The following is a 22700-nucleotide window of genomic DNA, read 5'->3' on the forward strand; positions in this document are numbered from 1 at the left end:
GCATGACGCACCTTCCACGCGGCAGCGCCGCCGACGGGCCCTACGCCCTGTCCGTCGACCCCGACAAGGTCGGCTGGGCCCGGGCCGGGCTGCGGATTCTCGAACTCCGGGCCGGGCGGACGCATGCCTTCGACACCGGGGAGAGCGAGTGGATCGTGCTGCCGCTTTCCGGTGGATGTTCAGTTCGTGCGGATGGGGTGAACATTGAACTGGCGGGCAGGGGCAGCGTATTCAGTGGAGTGAGTGACTTCGCCTACGTTCCGCGCGACACCAGCGTGGAGATCTCCTCCGGTGCGGGAGGCCGGTTCGCCCTGGCAGGAGCGAAATGCGGTCGACGACTCCCCGTCCGCTACGGCCCCGCGCCGGAGGTTTCCGTCGAGGACAGGGGCGGCGGCCAGAGTGCGCGCCAGGTGCGCAACTTCGCCGCCGCCGACGCCTTTGACTGTGATCAGCTCATCGCCGTCGAGGTGATCACCCCCGGCGGGAACTGGTCCTCGTACCCGCCGCACAAGCACGACGAGCACCGGCCGGGCGAGGAGGCGCTCCTCGAAGAGATCTATTACTTCGAGATCGACCGGGACGAGGACGGGCCCGAGGGATACGGGTATCAGCGTGTGTCCCCGTCCAGGCCCGGCGGCACCGATCTCCTCGCCGAGGTCCGCTCCGGCGACACCGTGCTCGTGCCCGACGGCTGGCACGGCCCTTCGATCGCCCAGCCGGGGCACGCCATGTACTACCTGAATGTCATGGCGGGACCGGGGGACGAGCGGGAGTGGCGGATCTGCTTCCATCCCGATCACGTGACGGAGGGATACCGATGAAGACCAGCACCGTCCGCCTCACCGTCGCCCAGGCACTCGTCCGCTTCCTCGCGAACCAGTACACGGAGCGCGACGGCGCCCGGCAGCGGCTGATCGGCGCCACCTGGGGCATCTTCGGCCACGGCAACGTGGCCGGGCTCGGGCAGGCGCTCCTCCAGTACGGCACTGCGTCCAGTGGGGGGACACCCCCCACACCCCCCGTGATGCCCTTCCACCAGGGCCGCAACGAGCAGGCGATGGTGCACGCCGCCGTCGGCTACGCCAGGCAGTCCGACCGGCTGTCCACGCACGCCGTCACCACCTCCATCGGGCCCGGCGCCACCAACCTCGTCACCGGCGCCGCCCTCGCCACCATCAACCACCTGCCCGTACTGCTGTTGCCGGGCGACGTGTTCGCGACCCGGCCCGCCGATCCGGTGCTCCAGCAGCTCGAAGTGCCGTACGCGGGCGATGTGTCGGTCAACGACTGTCTGCGGCCCGTCTCGAAGTACTTCGACCGGGTCGAGCGGCCCGAGCAGCTGATTCCGGCCGCCTTGCAGGCCATGCGCGTGCTCACCGATCCCGTCGAGACCGGCGCCGTCACGCTCGCGCTGCCGCAGGACGTGCAGGCGGAAGGCTTCGACTGGCCGGAGGAGTTCTTCCGGGAGCGGGTGTGGGCCGTGCGTCGGCCTGAGCCGGACAGTGAGGAACTCGCCGATGCTGTACGGGAGTTGAAGCGGGCTCGGCGGCCGCTCGTCGTCGCCGGGGGCGGGGTGCACCACAGTGGCGCCGAGGAGGCCCTCAAGGAATTCGTCGATGCCACCGGGGTTCCCGTCGCCTCCACCCAGGCCGGCAAGGGCTCGCTGCTGCACAACCACTCCGCCGACGTCGGCGGCATCGGGCACACCGGGACCGCCACCGCCAACGAACTCGCCCGCACCGCCGACCTGGTGATCGGTGTCGGCACCCGGTACACGGACTTCACGACGGCCTCCGCCACCCTCTTCGCGCACCCCGACGTCCGCTTCCTGAACCTGAACGTCGCCGCCTTCGACGCCCACAAGCTGTCCGCGCAGCCGCTCGTCGCCGACGCCCGCGCCGGGCTCGCCGCGCTGCGTGAGGCGCTCGGCGGGGAGTACCGGGCCGAGCCCGCGTACGTCGCCGAGTACACCGAGGACAAGGAGCGCTGGGAGCACCGCGTCGACGCCTGCTTCGCCGCCGAGGACGATCTCGTACGCCCGACCCAGGCCCAAGTCCTCGGTGCGCTGGACGAGTTGGCGACCGGGGACGACATTCTCATCAATGCGGCCGGGTCGCTCCCGGGTGATCTGCACAAGCTGTGGCGGGCCCGGTCCCGCGACCAGTACCACGTCGAGTACGGGTACTCCTGCATGGGCTACGAGATCCCGGCCTCGCTCGGTGTCGCGCTCGCCGCGCCCGGCCGGCCGGTGTGGGCGCTCGTCGGCGACGGCACGTATCTGATGCTGCCGACGGAGATCGTGACCGCCGTGCAGGAGGGCATTCCGGTCAAGGTGGTCATTCTGCAGAACCACGGGTACGCCTCGATCGGTGGGCTCTCCGCGTCCGTGGGGGCCGAGGGCTTCGCCACGCAGTACCGGTTCGCGGGGGAGCAGGGGGCGTACGCGGGCGCACCGCTGCCCGTCGACCTCGCCGCCAACGCGGCCAGCCTCGGGATGACGGTGCATCGCGCCAAGACCGTGCGTGACCTGCGCGAAGCGCTCGCCGCCGCGCGTGCCGCGACCCGCCCCACATGTGTCTACGTGGAGACCGAAACGGCAGACACAGTGTCGGGCCCGCCTCCCGCGCAGGCGTGGTGGGATGTTCCTGTGGCCGAGACGGCGGAGCGCAGCGCCGCGGTCAAGGCCCGCGAGGAGTACGACCGGCGCGCCGCCGGTCGGCGCCGTCACCTCTGAGAAGCATGTAGCCGTCACAGGAGTTGCCCGTATGTCTGACACGAAGTTGGTCCACCACTGGATCGGCGGCAAGACCGTCGAGGGCGCGTCGGGCAATCACGGCCCGGTGACCGACCCGGCGACCGGCGCCGTCACCACGCACGTCGACTTCGCGAGCGTCGAGGAGGTGGACAAGGCCGTCGCCACCGCCAAGGAGGCGTACAAGACGTGGGGCCTGTCCTCGCTCGCCAAGCGCACCGAGATCCTCTTCCGGTTCCGCGCGCTGCTCGACGCCAACCGTGACGCGATCGCCGAGCTGATCACCGCCGAGCACGGCAAGGTGCACTCCGACGCGCTCGGCGAGGTCGCCCGCGGCCTGGAGATCGTCGACCTGGCCTGCGGCATCAACGTGCAGCTCAAGGGCGAGCTGTCCACGCAGGTCGCCACCAACGTGGACGTGTCCTCGATCCGTCAGCCGCTCGGCGTCGTCGCCGGCATCACGCCGTTCAACTTCCCGGCCATGGTGCCGATGTGGATGTTCCCGATCGCCATCGCGACCGGCAACACGTTCGTGCTGAAGCCCTCGGAGAAGGACCCCTCGGCCTCGGTCAAGATCGCCGAGCTGCTCACCGAGGCCGGTCTGCCCGACGGTGTCTTCAACGTGCTGCACGGCGACAAGGTCGCCGTCGACCGCCTCCTCGAGCACCCGGACGTCGCCGCCGTCTCCTTCGTCGGCTCGACCCCGATCGCCCGCCACATCCACGCCACGGCCTCCGCCAACGGCAAGCGCGTGCAGGCCCTCGGCGGCGCCAAGAACCACATGCTGGTCCTCCCGGACGCCGACCTGGACGCGGCCGCCGACGCCGCGGTCTCGGCCGCGTACGGCTCGGCCGGCGAGCGCTGCATGGCCATCTCGGCGGTCGTCGCCGTGGGCTCCATCGCCGACGAGCTCGTCGCGAAGATCAAGGAGCGCGCCGAGAAGATCAAGATCGGTCCCGGCAACGACCCGACCTCCGAGATGGGCCCGCTCATCACGGCCGCCCACCGCGACAAGGTCGCCTCGTACGTGAAGGGCGCGGCGGCCGAGGGCTGCGAGGTCGTCCTCGACGGCAGCGACTACACGGTGCCCGGCTTCGAGAACGGCCACTGGGTGGGCCTCAGCCTCCTCGACAACGTGCCGACGAGCGCCAAGGCGTACCAGGACGAGATCTTCGGCCCGGTGCTGTGCGTGCTGCGCACGGAGACGTACGAGGAGGGCGTGGCCCTCATGAACGCGTCCCCGTTCGGCAACGGCACCGCGATCTTCACGCGTGACGGTGGCGCCGCCCGCCGCTTCCAGCTGGAGATCGAGGCCGGCATGGTCGGCGTCAACGTCCCGATCCCGGTCCCGGTGGGCTACCACAGCTTCGGCGGCTGGAAGGACAGCCTCTTCGGCGACCACCACATCTACGGCAACGACGGCACGCACTTCTACACCCGCGGCAAGGTCGTCACGACCCGCTGGCCTGACCCGGCCGACGCCCCCGCCGGCGTCGACCTGGGCTTCCCCAGCAACCACTGAGGGCCGTGCACCGTCCCCGCGCCGTCCGGAGTACGGACAGTTCGCGGTGAACTTCAGCGCTCCGGCTGCGGTTCCCGTACGTAGGGGATGAACCGGGCAGTGTAGGCAGGCCCCGTAAATGACCTTCGTAATCAAGGTCATTTGCGGGGTCCTTCTCTTCTCTCTCGGTCGACTTTGCCAACGCCTGAAGAATCGCGCGCAGTTGGCGGAAGCGGTGGTGCGGATTCCGTAGGGAAACAGGCGTTGACGTTCGGATATCGGCGAGGTTGCATGGCGCCGCCCTGTCGAACGAGTCGATCGGAACCGCTCCATGACCGACACGCTCCGCCCCGCAGCCGCCCCCTCCCCACCAGAGGCGGCCCCCCAGGCTCAGAAGCTCAAGCGTTCCATCGGCGTCGTCGGAGGCACCCTGCTCACGCTGTCCTGCGTGACGCCCGCCTCCTCGCTCTTCGTCGTCGTCCCCGACCTGTTCGGCAGCCTCGGCACCGCCACCGCGCTCACCATCGCGATCGGCTCGCTGATCTGTATCGGCGTGGCGTTCCTCTACTCCGAGCTGGGCACCCTCATCCCCAGCGCGGGCGGCGAGTACGCCATGGTGTCGACGCTGGCCGGGCGCCTCGCGGGCTGGCTGGTCTTCGTCCTGTCCCTGCTCGTCGTGTTCATCGTGCCGCCGGTGATCGCGATGGGCACGGCCGACTACCTGGAGCCGCTGATCCACCTCGACCCGGCGATGACGGGTGCGGGCGTGATGCTGCTGTCCACCCTCGCGGGGCTGCTCGACCTGCGCGCCAACGCGTGGATCACCGGCATCTTCCTCGTCCTGGAGGTCATCGCGGCGGCCCTCGTCGCGGTGCTGGGCTTCGCGCACAGTGAGCGCGGCATCGACTCGCTCGGCTCGATGCAGGTCGCGGGCGGGAGCGGCCACACGGACGCGGTGACCGGCATGCTCGTCGTCTCCGGCCTCGCCATCGCCCTCTTCGTCACCCAGGGCTTCTCGACGGCCGTCTACCTCTCCGAGGAACTGGAGAACCCGCGCAAGTCCGTGGCCCGCACGGTCCTCGCCACGCTCGCCATCTCCTCGGTGGTCATCCTCGTCCCCGTCGTCGCGATCACGATGGGCGCGAAGGACCTCTCGGCCCTGACCTCGGGCGACATCAGCACCATGGTCGTGGCCTGGTCGAACTCGGCGGTCGGCACGTTCGTCTCGCTCTGCGTCGCGCTCGCCATCATCAACGCGGGCATCGTCATGGTCATCCAGAACTCCCGCGTCCTGTTCGCCTCGGCCCGCGACAAGGCCTGGCCGGGACCGGTCAACAACGCGCTGTCCCGGCTCGGCCGCTTCGGCTCGCCGTGGGTCGCGACCCTGGCCGTCGGCGTCCCCGGCGCGGCCCTCTGCTTCGTCAACCTCGACACCCTGTACGGCGTGACGGGCGTCTCCGTCACCGGCATGTACCTGCTGGTCGCGGTGGCCGCCCTGTTCGCCCGCCGCGCCGCCCACAAGGACCAGCCGGCCTGGCGGATGCCGCTGTGGCCGGGGGTCCCCGTGGTCCTGATCGCGCTGATGCTCTACATCCTCGTCGAGCAGGAGGTCGAGTACCTGCTGTGGACGGGCGGCATCATGGCGGTGGCGACGCTGTACTGGGCCTTCTACCTTAGGCCGAGGCAGGGGACGCGGTGGTTGGTGTCGGTGCCTGAGGACGGGCCGGCGTAGCCCTTTCCGGGACATGCGAAGGCGCCGGGGTGCTGGGAACCTCGGCGCCTTCGCATGTCGCGGGACGCCTTCAGACGCGGGCGCTCAGGGCTGGGTAGTCCGTGTATCCGCGCTCGCCGCCCACGTACATCAGGTACTGGTCCCGCAGGGGGTTCAGGGGCGCGGCGGTGCGCAGGCGGTCGGGGAGGTCGGGGGTGGTGAGGAAGGGGCGGCCGAGCGAAATGAGGTCGGCACCGGCCCCGCGCAGACGGACGGCCGCCATCAGGACGGAGTGGGTGGTGAGGGGCGCCGGAGGGTGCGCGGGGTTGGTGATCAGGGTCGCCGGCCAGTGCGCTCGGATGTGCCGGAAGAGGGGGCTGTCCGGGTCCGCGTGGACGAGGTGGAGGTACGCGAAGTCGGGGACCGCCGAGGTCAGGGCGGGGATCAGAGCGCGGTAGAGCGCCTCCGTGTCGCCGGCTTCGTCGATGCCGTTGACCTTGAGGCCGGGGGAGATGCGCAGCCCTGTGCGGGACGGGCCGATCGCCTCCGCCACCGCCTCGACGACCCGCACGGTGAAGCGGATGCGGTTCTGGACCGGGCCGCCGTACATGTCCGTGCGGTGGTTGGTGTTGGGGCTGAGGAACTGGTGGAGGAGGTAGCCGTTGGCCGAGTGGACTTCGACGCCCTCGAATCCCGCGGCGACCGCGTGACGGGCCGCCGCCGCGAAGTCCTCGACCGTCGCGTCGATTTCGGCGGTCGTCAGTGCGCGGGGGGTCGGGGCTGGCTGGTGTCCTGTGGGGGTGTGCACCGTTCCGGGGAGCGGGACGGCGGACGGGGCCACCGGCCGGAGTCCGCTGTTGTCCGGGTGGCCGACCCGGCCGCCGTGCTGGAGCTGAAGGAACATCCGGCCGCCCCGCTCCCGTACGGCGTCGGTCACCCGGCGCCAGCCCGCGATGTGCGCGGCCGTGTGGATCGCGGTGGTGTTCGCGTACGTCTGGCCGACGGCGTTGGGTGTGCTGGCCTCCCCGATGGTCAGTCCCGCGGCGGCGCGTTGGGCGTAGTACGTGGCCATGAGCGGGGTGGGGGTCCCGTCGGCGGCGGCGCGGTTGCGGGTCATGGGGGCCATCACCAGGCGGTTGGGGAGGGGGAGTTGACCCAGGTGGGTGGGGGCGAGGAGGTCGGTGGCGGGCGGCATGGCGGGCATGGTGGGGCTCCTTCGGGCGGATCTTGCGGGGGCGTAGGGGCGTAGGGGCGTAGAGGCGCAGGGGTGCGCGCGTGTCACGTGGTCGCGCGGACCGCCGGGAACGCGTGCTTCCGGGCGGCGGCCACGACCACCAGAACCGGCGCGAGCAGCAGCAGGATCGTCCAGGGGAACGAGCCCGTGCCGACCGCGCCGAGCAGGATGCCGCCGAGGACACCGCCGCCGGCCATCGCCACGTTCCAGAGGGTGACGACCATGGCCTGGACGGCGTCGCCCGCACTGCCTCCGGCCTGTGCGCCGGCGGTCTGGAGGAGCGTCGGCGCGCCGCCCCAGCCCAGTCCCCACAGCACAACAGCCGCGTAGACCAGGGCGGTTGATGATGACCAGGCAGCCAGCAGGGTGGCTGCCGCGCCGATCAGCAGGACGGCCGAGAGGGTGAGGGCGCGCAGGCGGCGGTGGATGAGCGCACCGGTGATCCAGATGCTCACCAGGGAGGCCGCGCCGAAGACGAGGAGCACCACGTCCGTCGACTCGCCCATGCTCAGGCCCTTGAGGAACGTGGCGATGAACGTGTACAGGACGGTGTGCGCGAGGACGAACGTCAGGGTGACGAAGAGGACGGGGCGTACGCCGGGGAGGCGCAGGGTGCGCACCATCGGAGTGCGCTCGCCCGCCTGTTGGCCCGGCTGGTCGGGGACGGCCAGATGGATCCAGGCCAGCAGGACCACCGCCAGAACCGTCATCGCCAGGAACGCGGACTGCCAGTTGACGACCTTGCCGAGGAACGTGCCGGCCGGGACGCCGAGGGACAGGGCGACCGGGATGCCCGCCATGGCGACGGCGATCGCCCTGCCCTGGAGGTGCGGAGCCACCAGACGTCGGGCGTACCCGGCGAGGAGGGACCAGGCGAGACCGGCGGCGACACCGGCCGCGAACCGGGCGGCCATGGTGAGGGCGTAGTCGGTGGACAGCGCGGTGACCGTGTTGGCGACGGCGAACAGTGCCACCGCCGTGAGCAGCAGCGGCTTGCGACGCCAGGCCGCGGTGGCGGCGGTCAGCGGGATCGCGGTCAGGGCCGTGCCGAGGGCGTAGACGGTCACGGTCTGGCCGGCGGCGGACGGGGACACACCGAGGTCGGAGCTCATCGCGGGGAGGAGCCCGGCCGGGAGCGTCTCGGTGAGGCTCGTGATGAACACGGCGGTGGCCAGGGCCAGGAGGGCGAGGAGGGGGAGCCGCTGCGGTGCGGGTTCGGGACCGGGGTCGGGTTCGGGTCCGCGGGACGGGGCGGCTGGGCTGGTGCCGGTGGTGCTCATGGCGGCGTACTCCTTGCGTGCGGGGCGTGGACCGGAACGGTCCTCGGGGCCGGTCGGGAACGACCTTGCCGGTGCGCGCTTCGGGTCTTCTGACGGTCCGCTGATGGCCCGCCGATGGTCGGCATATGAGCGGCCGGTGCCTGCCGCGCACGCCGTGTGTACGGTGCCGACCATGTGGTTCGGGGTGCTGGGGCCGTTGGCGGTGCTGGACGGCGAGGGGGAGCCGGTCAAGGTTCCCGAGGCGAAGGTGCGGGCGCTGCTCGCCGACCTTCTGGTGCACGAGGGGCGGGTGGTGTCGACCGGTCGGCTCGTCGACGACCTGTGGGGCGAGGCGCTCCCGGGCAAGCCCACGGGGGCGTTGCAGGCGAAGGTGTCCCAACTTCGGCGGGCCGTCGGGCGGGAGCGGGTGGTGCACCAGGCGCGCGGGTACCGGCTCGCCGTGGCGGACGACGAGGTCGACGCGCTGCGGTTCCGGTCGCTGACGGAGCGGGCGGGGCGGTGCGGCGCACCGCGGGAGCGGGTCGCGCTCCTCGACGAGGCGCTCGGACTGTGGCGGGGCACCGCTTACGCGGATTTCGCGGACGAGGAGTTCGCGGCCGGGGCCGCGCGACAGCTCGAGGACCTGCGGGTCGGGGCCCTCGAGGAGCGGGCGGAGGCGCGGCTGTCGCTGGGGGAACTCACGGGACTCGCCGCGGAGTTGGGGGACCTGGTCGAGCGGTATCCGCTGCGGGAGCGGCTGCGGGGCGCGCACATACGGGCGTTGGGTCTCGCCGGGCGGCAGACCGAGGCGCTCGCCTCCTACGAAGAGCTGAGGGTGCGGCTCGTCGGGGAGCTGGGCGTGGACCCCGGCCCGGAGCTGACCGCATTGCACGAGGCGGTTCTGCGCCAGGAACGGGGAGTGGTGCGACGGCCCCCGCCACGTGTGGAAGCCCTCGCCGACCGGCCGCCCTCAGGTGGCGAAGAGGGGGAGGGTGTCCCGGGGGTGGGCCCTTCGGTCGTACCGGATGTCTCGGGGGCGGGGCCCACGGGTGTTTCGGGGACGCGCTTCTCGGTTGCCTCGGACGCTGGGGAGCCGCGCGCCTCGGTCGCCCCGGATGTGTCGGAGCCACGTTCCTCGGCCGCCCCGGACGCCCGGGAGCCGCGCGTCTCGGTTGCCTCGGTCGCCTGGGATCCGCGTTCCTCTGACGCCTCGGATGTGTCGGAGCCGCGCTACTCAGTCGGCCCGGTCGCCCGGGGGCCGCGCGTCTCGGTTGCCTCGGTCGCCTGGGATCCGCGTTCCTCTGACGCCTCGGATGTGTCGGAGCCGCGCTCCTCAGTCGGCCCGGTCGCCTGGGATCCGCGTTCCTCTGACGCCTCGGATGTGTCGGAGCCGCGCTCCTCAGTCGGCCCGGTCGCCTGGGATCCGCGTTCCTCTGACGCCTCGGATGTGTCGGAGCCGCGCTATTCAGCCGGCCCGGTCGCCCGGGAGTCGCGTGCCTCGGTTGCCCCGGACGCCTCGGGGCTGCGTGTCTCGATCGTCGCCGCGGCCGGTCTCTCCTCTCTTGTCGGACGGGACCGCGCCATGAGTGATCTCGTCGGGCTCCTCACCCGTACCCGTCTCCTCTCCCTCGTCGGACCCGGCGGCGTGGGCAAGACCCGGCTGGCTCTCGCCGTGGCCGCCTGTCGGCAGGACGGCGACACCGCGGTCGTCGAGTTGGCCGGCCGGCAGGGCGACGTCACCGATCTCGCGGAGACCGTCGCCGCGACGCTCGGGATCCGGGAGGAGGCGGTGGCCGACGGGAGGGGACCCGTCGAACGGCTCGGTGCCGCGCTGCGCGACCGCCGGATCCTGCTCGTGCTCGACAATTGCGAGCACGTCGTCGAGGCCGCCGCCGAACTCGCGGCGCTGCTCCTGCGGGCCGCTCCCGGCCTGCGGATCCTCGCCACCAGCCAGGAGCCGCTGAGCATCGCGGGCGAGACGGTGTTCGCGGTCGAGCCGCTGTCACCCGCCGACGCGGTCCGCCTGTTCACCGAACGGGCCACCGCCGCCGCGCCGGGCTTCGACCCGGCCTCCGCGGCGGACGCGGTGGCCGAGATCTGCCGACGGCTCGACGGCATCCCGCTCGCCCTCGAACTGGCCGCGACCCGCGTACGGACCCTGGGCGTACGGGAGTTGGCGGCCCGCCTGAGCGACCGGTTCCGAGTGCTCACGGCGGGGCAGCGCGGCGCGCCCGCCCGGCAGCGGACCCTGCGCGCGATGATCGACTGGAGCTGGGGGCTGCTCGGTGCGCCCGAGCGGATCGTGCTGCGCAGACTCGCCGTGCACCGCGACGGCTGTACACCGGCCGCCGCCGAAACGGTCTGCGCGGGGGAGGGCATCGACCGGGACGAGGTCCTCGAACTGCTCACCCGTCTCGTGGACCGTTCCCTCGTCGTCATGAACGAGGGGCCCGAAGGGCCGCGCTACCGGCTGCTGGAGTCCATCGCCGCCTACGCCACCGAACGCCTGGCGGAATCCGACGACCTCCCTGCCGTCCGCGACCGCCATCTGCACCACTACCTCGCCCTCGCCGAACAGGCCGCACCCCTCCTCCACGGCCCCGACCAGCAGCTCTGGCTCGCCCGCCTCGACGCCGAGAGCGCGAACTTCCGGGCCGCGTTCTCCCGGGCGGACGCGCCCGCGCACGCCCGCCTGACCCAGGCCCTCGTCTGGTGGTGGCTGCTGCGCGGGCGCCTGAGCGAGGCCCGGCGGGCCCTGGCGGGAAGCACCGAGTCGGACGGGTCCGTGCGCCCCTCCGCCCTGCCCACCCTCCGCACCGCGTTCACCCTCCTCGCCGGCGAGCGCCCCACGGACCCCGCCCCCGCCCTGCCGGCCGACGCCCGCACCGCCTGGCTGCTCGCCTACGCCCTCTTCAACGCCAACTACCTGCCCGCCGCCGAGCGCGTCAACGACCATGTCCTCGCCGCGATCACGGACGACCCCACCGACACCCCCGCGGACGTCTGGGCCACCGCTGCCGCCCTCGGCCTCCGCGCGGCTCTCGCGCTGGCCCGCGACCAGCTCACGTCGGTCGAAGCGGATGCCCGGCGCAGCGCCGACCTCTTCGGTGAACTGGGCGATCGCTGGGGCGAGTTGCTCACGGTCAACCCGCTCGCGTCGCTCGCCGCCATCAAGGGCGACTACGCCGAGGCCGAACGCCGCGAGCGCGCGGGACTCGACATCGCCCGTGCGCTCGGCCTCCCCCGAGAGACGGCCGCCCGCTTCTCGGGGCTCGGCCGCCTCGCCCTGCTCGCCCAGGACTTCACCCGCGCCCACGACCTGCACGAAGAGGCCCGGCAACTGGCTGTCGAACAGGGCTACACCTACGACGAGGTGCACTCCCTGATGGGCCTCGCCCTCGGCGCCCGGCGCGCCGGCGAACTGGACGCGGCCGAGGGCCACCTGCGGCACATCCGCGACCGCCACGTCTCCACCCCCGTCGGTGAACACCTGCTCCACGCGGAGCTCGGCTTCACCGCCGAGCTCCGCGGTGACCGCGCCGGTGCCGAGCGCCACCACCGCCGCGCCCTGGAGATGGCCCGCGCTCTTGGGGAACCCCGCGCCCTCGCCCTCAGCCTGGAGGGCCTCGCGGGCGCCGCGACCCTCGCCCCCGCGTCCCCGGAGCGCGCGGCTCTCCTCCTCGGCGCCGCCGCAGCCGCCCGCAACAGCGTCGGCGCTCCGCTCCCACCCGCGGAACGAGCCGACGTCGACCGCATCACCGCCGCCGCGAAGTCGGCCCTGGGCGAGCCCGCCTTCACCGAGGCGTTCACGAAAGGCGTGTCGACGCCACCCGAGCAGGTCGCCTCAACCCTCTCCGTTGAATGACCACCCCATGCCCCGGTTGATCAGGCCGCCCCGGGGCGTCACCACAACTGGCCCGTCTCCACCGGAAGCCCGGTCGCCAGTGACGAGTTGCCGGCCACGCCGACCGCCAGGGCGAGCGCTCCGTCGCGGGCCGTGGCGCCCTTGCCCGCCGCAGGGGCCGCGCCCTCGTCGGAGCCGTCGCCCAGGGGGCCGAAGAGTTCCTTCAGCATGCGGAGGTCACCGCCGCCGTGCGAGCCCGCCGACCACTCGTACGGGATCTCCCGCGGTGCCTCCCAGAGGGGGCGCAGCAGGATCGACGTGCGGCCGGGGCGGTCCATGACCACTCCGCCGTGCGATGCCCCCGCCCCACCCGCGGTGACCTTCGGCGGCTGCCACGTGTTCTCCTCGACCTCCAGCTCCAGGCGTCCGGCCGTGCCGTTGAACATCACCCGGTAGCCCTCCCAGGGGGAGTACGCCGTCAAGTGGTACGTCATCGTGGCGCCGGAGTCGTAGCGGACCAGGACCGACAGGTCGTCCTCGACGTCGATGGCGTCGCCGAAGACGTTGCGGTCGCGGACGTAGTCGGAGTCGCCCGCCGCTTCCGCCTCCACGTAAAGGGACTTGAGGTGCGGGTCGTCGGAGAGGTGGATCGCGTACGGGTCGTCGGCGGCCGCGGACGAGCCGTGGGCGCGGACGTAGTCGCGGCGCAGGCCGGTCCGTTCGCCGTTGTCGCGGCCGTAGAAGACGAGGCCGCCCTCCGCGTAGACGCGTGAAGGGGCCGCGCCCAGCCACCAGTTGACCAGGTCGAAGTGGTGGCCCGACTTGTGGACGAGGAGGCCGCCGCTGTGCTGCTTCTCGCGGTGCCAGCGGCGGAAGTAGTCGGCGCCGTGGCGGACGTCGAGGAGCCACTCGAAGTGGACCGAGCGGATCTCGCCGATCGCGCCGTCGTGGAGGAGTTGCCAGACCTTCTCGTGGGCCGGGTTGTAGCGGTAGTTGAAGCCGACGGAGAGCTCGCCGCCGGTGCGGTCCACCGTGTCGAGGATCGAGCGGCACTTCTCCGCGTCCGTCGTCATCGGCTTCTCCGTGACGACGCGGCAGCCCGCTTCGAGCGCCGTGTTGATGTACGTGTGGTGGGTCGCGTCGACCGTGGTGACGAGGACCTCGTCGATCCGGTGCGTGCGCAGGGCCTGTGCGAAGTCGGACGGGTCGCAGGCCGCCGCCTCCGGTGCGCCGAGCGACGTGAGCACCCGGTTGTGGTGGGCGATACGGGTCGGGCTCGGGTCCGCGAGGAGTGCTACGTCGTAGTGGGGGCGGGCGCCCAGGGCCTTGGTGTACATCTGGGCGCGGTGGCCGGTACCGATGATCGCGGCGCGCTTCATGGAGGTCAGGATTCCTTTCGGGGGGCGGGTCCTGTGGAGCGGCGGACTATCAACTCGCTGTCCAGGGTGAGCTGTTCGGGTACGCGGCCCGGGTCGTCGAGGCGGCGCAGCATCAGGTCGACGGCGCGTTCGCCGAGCGCGTCGAGCGGGATGCGGACCGAGGTGAGGGCGGGGGTGGCCGTGGTGGCGAGGAGGGTGTCGTCGGCGCCGACGACGCTCACGTCGTCGGGCACCCTCACCCCCCTGTCGGCGAGGCGGGAGAGTACCCCCAGTGCCATCAGGTCGTTGTGTGCGACGACCGCCGTCGCGCCCGCCGCCAGGGCCAGGTCGGCGACCTGCGCGCCCGTGTGGAACTTGGGCTCGTGCGGACCGAACTCGGTTACTTTCAGCTCCAGTTGCTTGGCCGCGTAACGGACGGCGTGGCCGCGCTGTTCGCTCGACCAGGAGTTGCGGGCCCCCAGGATCAGGGCGAGGTGGCGGTGGCCGAGCGCGTGCAGATGCGCCACTGCCTGGCGCAGGCCGTCCTCGCTGGGCGCGACCACGGACGACACGCCGGACACGCTCCGATTCACGGCGACGCTCGGCACCTGCCGGACGACCTCGCCGAGCCGGGCGCCGTCCATCCTCGGGGCGACGAGCAGCAGCCCGTCCACCTGGCGGGCCAACGTGAGCGCCAACTCGTACTCGTCGTCCGGGTGTTCGTCGGTGTCCGCGAGGAACACGGCGTAGTCCTTGCGGCGGGCGCGGGCCTGCACGGCCTTCACGATCACCGCGAAGAACGGATTGGCGATGTCGGGCACGATGAGGCCGAGTGTGCGGGTGCGGCCTTCGGCGAGGGAGCGGGCGATGCGGTTGGGGCGGTAGCCGAGACGTTCCGCGGCCGCGAGGACGCGGGCGCGGGTGTCCGGCCGGACCTGGTGCGGGGAGGCGAAGCAGCGGCTGACGGTGGAGGGGGAGACGCCGGCCGCCTCCGCGACGTCCTCAGCGCCGGGGGCGGCGCCGCTTTGCCGGTCGCTGTTACGCATGGCGTGTTCCCTCACGTGGTCGTTTTCGCGTGTGCGCCGTGGGTGGCCCCGTGGGGGAGGCGGGTGCTGTCGCGCTGTGGTTTGCGCAGTTCCCCGCGCCCCTGAAATGCCGGTCGACCGCCACTGCTGCCAGTGCCAGTACACCTGCCACCAGTGGCGCCAGGATCGTCAACTGCCAGACGCACACTGCCGATACGAGGACCGCTCCCGCGAGCATCGCCGATCCCCGTGGGTCCCGCCCGGGCCGAGCCCAGCGCGACGTCGAGGACCAGGCGGACGCCATCCGCACCTGGTACACGACCACCGCGCCCGCCGCCCCCGCGATCGCCAGTGCCAGCAGCCAGAAGAGCGGCAGGTCCCCCGCGGCAGCGGCCAGGCGCAGGTCCGCGCCGAGGAAGGCCAGGGCCGCGAGGCCCACCGATCCCACCACCGCCCCGCCGGGAAGCGCCGCCCGCCAGTCCGCCGCGAACCGGCGGGCCGTGCCGGGCGAAGGGCCGTCCGGTACACAGCGACGTACCGCCGCGCAGCCCGCCGCCATCGCCGCCGGCCACGTGACCAGCAGCAGGGAACCCGCCGCCACAAGGAGTCCGATCCACAGCACCTCCGCGAAGAGCGTGAACCGCTCGCCGTACGGGGTGTCACGCCGCGCCACAGTGCCGGCCATGCCGCTCATCCCTTCATTCCGGACGTCGCCGCGCCCTCGATCAGCAGCCGCTGGAACGCGATGAAGAAAGCGATCACCGGGAGGAGCGAGAGGACCGACATGCCGAGCATCGCCCCGTAGTCCTGGCTGCTCGTCGAGTCGACGAACAGGCGCAGCGCCACCGGCAGCGGGTACTTCTCCGGTGACTGGAGGTAGACGAGCGGTGCGAAGAAGTCGTTCCAGGACCAGATGAAGGTGAAGATCGCCGTCGTGATGAGGGCGGGCCGCAGCAGCGGAAGGACGATGTGGCCGAAGATGCGGAAGTGGCCGCAGCCGTCGATCAGCGCCGCCTCGTCGAGGCTGCGCGGCAGGTTGCGGACGAACTGCACCATCAGGAACACGAAGAACGCGTCCGTGGCGAGGAACTTGCCGAGCAGCAGCGGGACGTAGGTGTCGACCAGGCCCACCTTCTGGAACATCGTGTACTGCGGGATGAGCAGCAGGTGCGTCGGCAGCAGGATCGTGCCGATCATCACCGCGAACATCGCGCCGCGTCCCCGGAACCGCAGCCGGGCGAAGGCGTAGGCCGCGATCGAGCACGACAGTACGTTGCCGATCACCGAACCCACGGCCAGGACGAGGGAGTTGGCGAAGAAGCGCCACGCCGGGACCTCGGCGATCCCGTCGAGCGCCGTGCCGAATCCGCTCCAACTGACGGAGGACGGGAGGATGTTGAAGCTGGAGATGATCTCGTCGGCGGGCTTCACGGATGCCGTGAACACCCAGACCACCGGATAGAGGAGGACCAGGAGCAGGGCGATCGCGCCCGCGTGCCAGGTCAGGGAGCGGGTCCGCAGTGTCCGAAGGGCCGCATTCGGCGTCGTCGTGGCCATCGTCACTTCTCCTCGCCCGCGTAGTGGACCCAGCGGCCCGAAGTCTTGAAGAGCACCGCGGTGATCACGCCGACGACCAGGAGCAGCACCCAGGTCAGGGCCGCCGCGTAGCCCATCCGGAAGTCGTTGAAGCCGAGTTCGTACAGGTACATCGAGTAGACGTGGGTGGAGCCCGCGGGTCCGCCGGTGCCGTTGGAGAGCACGAACGCCGAGTTGAACATCTGGAAGGCGTGCACCATCTCGAGGACCAGGTTGAAGAAGATCACCGGGGACAGCATGGGGACCGTCACCGAGAGGAAGCGGCGCCAGGGGCCCGCCCCGTCGATCTCCGCCGCCTCGAACAGCTCGTTCGGGATCTGTTGCAGCGCCGCCAGGAAGATGACCATCGGCGCGCCGAACTGCCAGACCGACAGCGCGACCAAAGACATCAGCGACCAGTCGGGGTTGGAGATCCAGCCGCCCGTGTGGATCCCGAAGGTGCCGAGGAACTGGTCGACGACGCTGCCGGTGGAGAACAGCAGCCGCCACACGATGGCCGCGCCGACGCTCGCCCCGATCAGGGACGGCATGTAGAAGGCGGCCCGGTAGAAGTTGCGGCCCTTGCGGCGCGTGTGGAGGAGCAGGGCGACGCCGAGCGCGGCGGCCAGTTTCAGCGGTGTCGCGACGACCACGTAGAGCAGCGTCACGCCGACGGTGTCCCGGACCTCGGGGTCGTCGAACAGGATGCGCTTGTAGTTGTCGAGGCCGATCCAGCGCGGCGAGTCGAACAGGTTGTAGTCCGTGAACGACATGTAGAGCGAGAACAGCATCGGGCCGAGCGTCAGCAGGGCCGCCCCGATCATCCACGGGGTGAGAAAGACGTACGCGGAGCGGTCGTTCTTGCCGCGACGGCGGCGCTTGGCGGGGCTGGTCGAGGGGGAGTCGCCGCGGCGTGCGCGGGGTATCGCGGCGTCGGTCGTCGTCGTAGAGGCCATCAGGGCTCCGTACGTTTGCGGGGAGGGGAGGCGAAGGCGGCCGTGCGTCAGGCGAGAGTGACCTTGGACTGGTCGAAGTAGAGGTCCACGGCCTGGTCCACGGAGATGCGGTCGTAGAAGAGCTTCTCGGCGACGCGCATCAGATACGTGTTGAGGGACGCGCCGCCGTCGGCCGGGGGCGGTGGGGTCGGCGCGAGCGTCTTCTCGACCTGCTTCTCGTACGTCTGGACCTGGCGCACCTTCGGGTCGCTGAGATCGGCGGCGCCCTCCTGGCTCGTCGTGGGCGGCATGCCGATGTTGGTGCCGAGGATCTTGCCCACGCGCCGGTCGTTGATCATGAAGTTGATGAACTGCGCGGCCTCGCTGAGGTACGGGCTCTTCGCGGCGGCCCCCAGGAACATGCCCGGCTTGGAGTAGATGCCTGACTTACTGGTGTCGCTCGGCACCTGGCCGAGGCTGAGCTTGCTGCCGCGCATGTCGCTGCGGCCGCCGACCTGGTTGTCCCACTCCAGGTTGGAGGCGACGCGGCGGGTGGTGATGGGGTAGCCGGGCAGTGACTCCAGGACGACGTCGGGCCCGCCGAGCGCGCCCTCCTTGCGCCACTCGTTGACCTTGGTGAAGTAGCGGCGCATGTCGTCGGGGGAGAAGCCGAGTTCGCCGTTCTCCGTCCACATCTGGAGGCCCTGCTGCCGCATCCAGATCTCGACGCCGAGGTAGTTCTGGCCGGGGTTGTCCATGCCGAACTGCTTGTATCTGCCGTACTTGGACACCTTCAGGGACTGCTCCATGAACGTGTCCCAGTCCATCTTCTTCGTCGGCGGGCGGGCCCCCGCCTTGGCCCAGACCTCGGCGTCGTAGTGCAGCGCGACGCTGTTGTGGGAGAGCGGCAGGCCGACGCGGCGGTCGTCCACCAGGCCCGCCGTGCGCACGGATTCGACCACGGTCGAGGTGTCGATCTCCTTGCCGGAGCCGGACAGGTCGTTCAGGTCGGCGAGCACGCCGTGCTCCCCGAGGGTGCGGATCCAGGCGTAGTCGACGTGCATCACGTCGGGCGGGTTGCCGCCCGCGGCGGCGGTGCTGAGCTTCGGCCAGAAGGAGTCGAAGGCGGCGAAGCTCGACTTCACCGTGATCTTGGGATGTTCTCGCTCGAACACCGCGATGCACTTGTTGATCAGGTCGGCCCTGCCGCTGTCGCCCCAGAAGAAGTAGCGCAGTGTCACGCCGCCGCCGGCGCCGACGGACCGCGAGGGTCCGCCGCAGGCGGTGAGCGCGGCACCGAGGCCGGAGGCGAGCAGGGCGGACAGGGTGGTGCGACGGGAGGGGGCGGCACTGCCCATAGGGGGCCTCCACGAGCGGCTCGGCGGTGGGCGCTGTCGAGGGAGGACGTTTGCATGCGCTCGCAGGCCGGTCAATGGGTTGCGCAAGGATTTCCGGAAGCGAAAATTCCCGTCAACTCCCGCCGTTGCGAGACCTCTTGACGATCCTTGCGAGCGCTCGCAGAATGCTGGGACCCTCCAGCCTCGTCGGCGACTGGGGCATTCCAGCCCCGCCGGCGACTGGGACCCTCCAGCCCCGCCGGCGTTTGAGGCGCGGGGTCCGGGGCGGAGCCCCGTGGCGTGGGACCGGTCGACCGGTCGAGTCCGTGGTTCTCAGCGTCGCCGCCACGTACCACGCCTGCGGTACCCCGGAGGGGCTTCGTACGCCCAGGGGAGGGTGGTTGCCTCGGTCCACCGGATGCGGTGGTTGTCGGTGGTGGCGCCTACCGTTGACGCATGGTTTTTCGACGGCGCGTGTGGCGCGAGCGGATACGCGGGTGGCCGCGACGGTGGATCGCCGTCGCGGCGGCCCTTGTCGTGCTCGCGGGGGCGGGTACGTGGACGGGACTCTCGGCGGCCGCGGACCCGGGCTCCGGCGGGGCATCCGCCGTGCACCGGCAGGACCGGATGATGCCGATGGGCGGCGGGGTGCGCATCGACACGTCGTACTTCACCGCGGGTGACCCGTCCCACAAGCGGCCCGCCGTACTGCTCACACACGGCTTCGGCGGCAGCAAGGCCGACGTCCGCGCGGAGGCGGAGAAGCTCGCCGCCCACGGGTACGCGGTCATGACCTGGTCGTCCCGCGGCTTCGGCCACTCCGGCGGCAAGATCGGCCTGAACGATCCGAAGCACGAGGTGGCCGACGTCTCCCGCATGATCGACTGGCTCGCGAAGCGCCCCGAGGTGGAGCTCGACAAGCCGGGCGACCCGCGCGTGGGCGTCTCCGGAGCCTCGTACGGCGGCGCCGTCTCGCTGCTCGCGGCGGGCCACGACAAGCGGGTCGACGCGATCGCCCCGCAGATCACGTACTGGAACCTCGCGGACGCGCTGTTCCCCGACGGCGTCTTCAAGAAGCTGTGGGCGGGCGCCTTCTTCACCTCCGGGTCCGCGCAGCTCGGCACGCGCACCAGCGAGGCCGGGCTCGCCTGCGGCCGCTTCGAGAAGAAGCTGTGCGACATGTACAAGCGCGTCGCCGTCGCCGGGAAGCCGGACGCCGCGGCGCGGAGGCTCCTGGAGGAGCGCAGCCCCGTCGCCGTCGGCGACCGCATCAAGGTGCCGACGTTCATCGCCCAGGGCCAGACGGACTCGCTCTTCCCCCTCGGTCAGGCCGACGAGATCGCGCGCCACGTCAAGGCGAACGGCGCGCCGGTCCAGGTCGACTGGCTGAACGGCGGGCACGACGGCGGCGACATGGAGCTCGACCGGCTGCACACGCGCGTGACGTCCTGGTTCGACCGCTACCTGAAGGACGAGAACGTCGACACGGGCCCCGCGTTCCGCGTCACCCGCACCGGCGGCGTCGACTCCACGGACGGCGCGGCCACGCTGCGCGGCGCCAGCGGCGACCTGTACCCCGGCCTGCGCGGGGAGCGGCGCACGGCGGTGCCGCTGAAGTCGGCCACCGAGACCTTCCAGAACCCGCCGGGCGGCGGACCGCCGTCGATCTCCTCGGTGCCGGGCCTCGGAAAGGTGTCGAACCTGTCGACGTCGCTCGGCGTCGGCTTCTCCCTCGAGTACCCCGGCCAGTTCGCGCGCTTCGACTCGGCGCCGCTGAAGAAGTCGCTGCGGATCACCGGCTCCCCGACGGTCACCGCGCACGTGAAGTCCTCCACCGGCACGGCCGTGCTGTTCGCGAAGGTGTACGACTCCGGGCCCGACGGGACGCGGCAGGTGCTGCCCTCGCAGCTGGTGACGCCGGTCAAGGTGACCGGCGCGGACGGTGCGGGCAAGGACGTGAGGATCACGCTCCCGGCCATCGACCACGAGGTGCAGAAGGGCCACAAACTGCGGCTCGTGCTCTCCGCGACCGACCTCGGCTTCGCGTCGCCGAACGAGCCCGCGACGTACCAGGTCTCCGTGCACGACAGCCTGAGCGTGCCCTCCGCCCCCGACGTGCGGACGCAGGCCGACCCGCTGCCCGCATGGGTGTGGTGGCTGCCGGCCGGGGCGCTCGTGCTCGCGGCCGGAATCCTGTTCACGGCCCGGCGGCGCACGGCGGCGCCCCCGCCCGACCCGGCGCTCGCCGAGGTCCCGCTCCAGATCACGGACCTCAGTAAGAAGTACGCGGGCTCCACGGACCGGTACGCGGTGCGCGACCTGTCCTTCCGCGTCGAGCAGGGCCAGGTCCTCGGCCTCCTCGGGCCGAACGGCGCGGGCAAGACGACGACCCTGCGCATGCTCATGGGCCTCATCCGGCCCGACGAGGGCGGGATCCGGGTCTTCGGCCACGCGATCAGGCCCGGCTCCCCGGTGCTGTCCCGCGTCGGCGCCTTCGTCGAAGGCGCCGGCTTCCTGCCGCACCTCTCCGGCCGGGAGAACCTGGAGCTGTACTGGAAGGCGACCGGCCGCCCGGCCGCGGACGCGCACCTCGACGAGGCCCTGGAGATCGCCGGCCTCGGCGACGCCCTCGCCCGCGCCGTGCGCACGTACTCGCAGGGGATGCGCCAGCGCCTCGCGATCGCCCAGGCCATGCTCGGCCTCCCGGACCTGCTCATCCTCGACGAGCCGACGAACGGGCTCGACCCACCCCAGATCCGCGAGATGCGCGAGGTGATGATCCGCTACGCCCGCGCGGGACGCACGGTCATCGTCTCCAGCCACCTCCTCGCCGAGGTCGAGCAGACCTGCACGCACCTCGTGGTGATGGACCGCGGCCGGCTCGTCCAGGCGGGCCCCGTCGCGGACATCATCGGCTCCGGCGACACGCTGCTCGTCGGCGTCGCGGGCGAGGTCTCCGACGCGCTCGTGGAGAAGGTCGGCGGGCTCGCGGGCGTAGAATCGGTGGTGCGGGTCGACGACGGCCTGCTGGTCCGCCTCGACCCGGAACCGGGCCTCGACCCGGACCCGGTCGCCGGATCCGACCCGGCCGCACGGCTGGTCGCGGAGCTGGTGCGGCTCGACGTACCGGTGCGCTCCCTCGGCCCGCACCGCCGCCTGGAGGACGCGTTCCTCACGCTGATCGGAGGGACCCCGGCATGACGACGACCGGAGTCGACACCGCGACGCGCGACGTGCCCGAACTCGCCCACGGCTACCGCCCTGCCCGCACGCTCCCGCTGCGCGTGGAGCTCGTCCGCCAGGTGAAGCGGCGGCGCACGCTGGTGATGGGCGCGGTCCTGGCACTGCTCCCGTTCGTGCTCGTCGCCGCGTTCGCGATCGGCGGGGAGCCGGGCGGCGGCGGAGGCGACGGCGGCCAGCGCGTGAACCTCATGGACACGGCGACCGCGTCCGCGGCGAACTTCGCGGCGGTGAGCCTGTTCGTGTCCGCCGGGTTCCTGCTGGTCATCCCGGTGGCGCTGTTCTTCGGCGACACCGTCGCGTCCGAGGCGAGCTGGTCGAGCCTGCGCTATCTGCTGGCCGCTCCGGTGCCGCGGGCCCGGCTGCTGTGGTCCAAGCTGGCCGTCGCGTTCGGGCTCAGCCTCGCCGCGATGCTGCTGCTCCCGCTGGTCGCGCTCGGGGTCGGTGCGGTGGCGTACGGCTGGGGCCCGCTGGACATCCCGACCGGCGGCGCGCTGCCGGCGGGCACGGCGGTCGAGCGTCTGCTGGCCGTGGTCGCGTTCATCTTCGTGTCCCAACTGGTCACGGCGGGGCTCGCGTTCTGGCTGTCGACCAAGACGGACAACCCGCTGGGCGCGGTCGGCGGCGCGGTCTTCCTGACCATCGTCGGCAACGTCCTGGACGCGGTCACCGCGCTCGGCGACTGGCGCGACTTCCTGCCCGCGCACTGGCAGTTCGCCTGGGCGGACGCGATCCAGGCGCAGCCCGAATGGGGCGGGATGATCCAGGGGGCGTCGGTTTCGGTGGCGTACGCCGTGGTGCTGTTCGCGCTGGCGTTCCGGGGGTTCGCGCGTAAGGACGTGGTGTCGTGAGAGGTACGCCGTAGCGGAACGCCCGGCTCCGGTACGCGTGACCGGTTCGGGACCGGGCCGCAACACGTTCGAGCGCTC

At 71.7% G+C, this 22700-nt stretch carries 15 protein-coding genes; 7 read left to right on the forward strand and 8 right to left on the reverse strand.

All coding sequences use genetic code 11. The annotated features are described in order from the left end of the window. The first annotated feature begins 2 nt into the window (after positions 1 to 2). The 4 genes from iolB to ACOKM3_RS26490 all read left to right on the forward strand — a co-directional run bounded on the left by iolB (position 3) and on the right by ACOKM3_RS26490 (position 5985). A complete protein-coding gene (gene iolB, locus ACOKM3_RS26475) occupies positions 3 to 821 on the forward strand; it encodes a 5-deoxy-glucuronate isomerase (protein ID WP_426903526.1) in 819 nt (272 codons plus the stop codon). Beyond that, on the forward strand, positions 818 to 2734 hold the full coding sequence (gene iolD / locus ACOKM3_RS26480) for a 3D-(3,5/4)-trihydroxycyclohexane-1,2-dione acylhydrolase (decyclizing) (RefSeq protein ID WP_426903527.1): 1917 nt from the start codon (positions 818 to 820) through the stop codon (positions 2732 to 2734). The genes iolB and iolD overlap by 4 nt, the downstream gene beginning before the upstream one ends. Positions 2735 to 2765: 31 nt before the next feature. Beyond that, positions 2766 to 4274: a CoA-acylating methylmalonate-semialdehyde dehydrogenase gene (mmsA, locus tag ACOKM3_RS26485; RefSeq protein ID WP_426903528.1), complete on the forward strand. Its 1509-nt coding sequence runs from the start codon at positions 2766 to 2768 to the stop codon at positions 4272 to 4274. Between the two features lie 310 nt (positions 4275 to 4584). Further along, positions 4585 to 5985, forward strand: a complete 1401-nt coding sequence (locus tag ACOKM3_RS26490; protein ID WP_426903529.1) for an APC family permease — start codon at positions 4585 to 4587, stop codon at positions 5983 to 5985. Positions 5986 to 6055: 70 nt separating this feature from the next. Here ACOKM3_RS26490 and ACOKM3_RS26495 read toward each other — a convergent pair whose 3' ends face one another. Together ACOKM3_RS26495 and ACOKM3_RS26500 are read right to left on the reverse strand one after the other, a co-directional pair. Next, complete coding sequence (locus tag ACOKM3_RS26495; protein ID WP_426906904.1) at positions 6056 to 7159, reverse strand: alkene reductase; 1104 nt, start codon at positions 7157 to 7159, stop codon at positions 6056 to 6058. A gap of 83 nt (positions 7160 to 7242) precedes the next feature. After that, positions 7243 to 8478 carry an MFS transporter gene (locus ACOKM3_RS26500; RefSeq protein ID WP_426903530.1) on the reverse strand — a complete coding sequence of 412 codons (1236 nt, stop codon included), beginning with the start codon at positions 8476 to 8478 and terminating at the stop codon, positions 7243 to 7245. A gap of 136 nt (positions 8479 to 8614) precedes the next feature. Here ACOKM3_RS26500 and ACOKM3_RS26505 point away from each other — a divergent pair, with 136 nt between their 5' ends. Next, a complete protein-coding gene (locus tag ACOKM3_RS26505; RefSeq protein WP_461855653.1) occupies positions 8615 to 12322 on the forward strand; it encodes an AfsR/SARP family transcriptional regulator in 3708 nt (1235 codons plus the stop codon). 38 nt (positions 12323 to 12360) lie between these two features. On the opposite strand, the gene ACOKM3_RS26510 is transcribed toward ACOKM3_RS26505, so the two are convergent. From ACOKM3_RS26510 to ACOKM3_RS26535, 6 genes are read right to left on the reverse strand one after another with little or no spacing between them, the layout of a single operon-like run. Further along, a complete protein-coding gene (locus tag ACOKM3_RS26510) occupies positions 12361 to 13680 on the reverse strand; it encodes a Gfo/Idh/MocA family protein (protein ID WP_426903531.1) in 1320 nt (439 codons plus the stop codon). A gap of 5 nt (positions 13681 to 13685) precedes the next feature. Continuing rightward, on the reverse strand, positions 13686 to 14705 hold the full coding sequence (locus ACOKM3_RS26515; protein WP_426903532.1) for a LacI family DNA-binding transcriptional regulator: 1020 nt from the start codon (positions 14703 to 14705) through the stop codon (positions 13686 to 13688). Next, a complete protein-coding gene (locus ACOKM3_RS26520) occupies positions 14698 to 15369 on the reverse strand; it encodes a hypothetical protein (RefSeq protein WP_426903533.1) in 672 nt (223 codons plus the stop codon). Before ACOKM3_RS26520 ends, ACOKM3_RS26515 begins: the two co-directional genes overlap by 8 nt. Positions 15370 to 15374: 5 nt before the next feature. Further along, the gene (locus tag ACOKM3_RS26525; protein WP_426903534.1) at positions 15375 to 16241 is read right to left on the reverse strand and encodes a carbohydrate ABC transporter permease; all 867 of its coding nucleotides are present in this window, start codon (positions 16239 to 16241) and stop codon (positions 15375 to 15377) included. Between the two features lie 2 nt (positions 16242 to 16243). After that, positions 16244 to 17215 carry a carbohydrate ABC transporter permease gene (locus ACOKM3_RS26530; RefSeq protein WP_426903535.1) on the reverse strand — a complete coding sequence of 324 codons (972 nt, stop codon included), beginning with the start codon at positions 17213 to 17215 and terminating at the stop codon, positions 16244 to 16246. A gap of 47 nt (positions 17216 to 17262) precedes the next feature. Then, positions 17263 to 18552, reverse strand: a complete 1290-nt coding sequence (locus ACOKM3_RS26535; protein WP_426903536.1) for an ABC transporter substrate-binding protein — start codon at positions 18550 to 18552, stop codon at positions 17263 to 17265. A 435-nt stretch (positions 18553 to 18987) separates the two neighbouring features. Between ACOKM3_RS26535 and ACOKM3_RS26540 the strand changes: the two genes are divergently transcribed. Together ACOKM3_RS26540 and ACOKM3_RS26545 are read left to right on the forward strand one after the other, a co-directional pair. Beyond that, positions 18988 to 21732 (forward strand): alpha/beta fold hydrolase, encoded by a 2745-nt coding sequence (locus tag ACOKM3_RS26540; RefSeq protein WP_426903537.1) that lies wholly within the window; start codon positions 18988 to 18990, stop codon positions 21730 to 21732. Next, a complete protein-coding gene (locus ACOKM3_RS26545; protein WP_426903538.1) occupies positions 21729 to 22622 on the forward strand; it encodes an ABC transporter permease in 894 nt (297 codons plus the stop codon). The genes ACOKM3_RS26540 and ACOKM3_RS26545 overlap by 4 nt, the downstream gene beginning before the upstream one ends. The last annotated feature ends 78 nt before the right edge of the window (positions 22623 to 22700 follow it).

It is taken from the genome of Streptomyces nidicola (genome assembly GCF_050106155.1).
GTDB lineage: Bacteria > Actinomycetota > Actinomycetes > Streptomycetales > Streptomycetaceae > Streptomyces.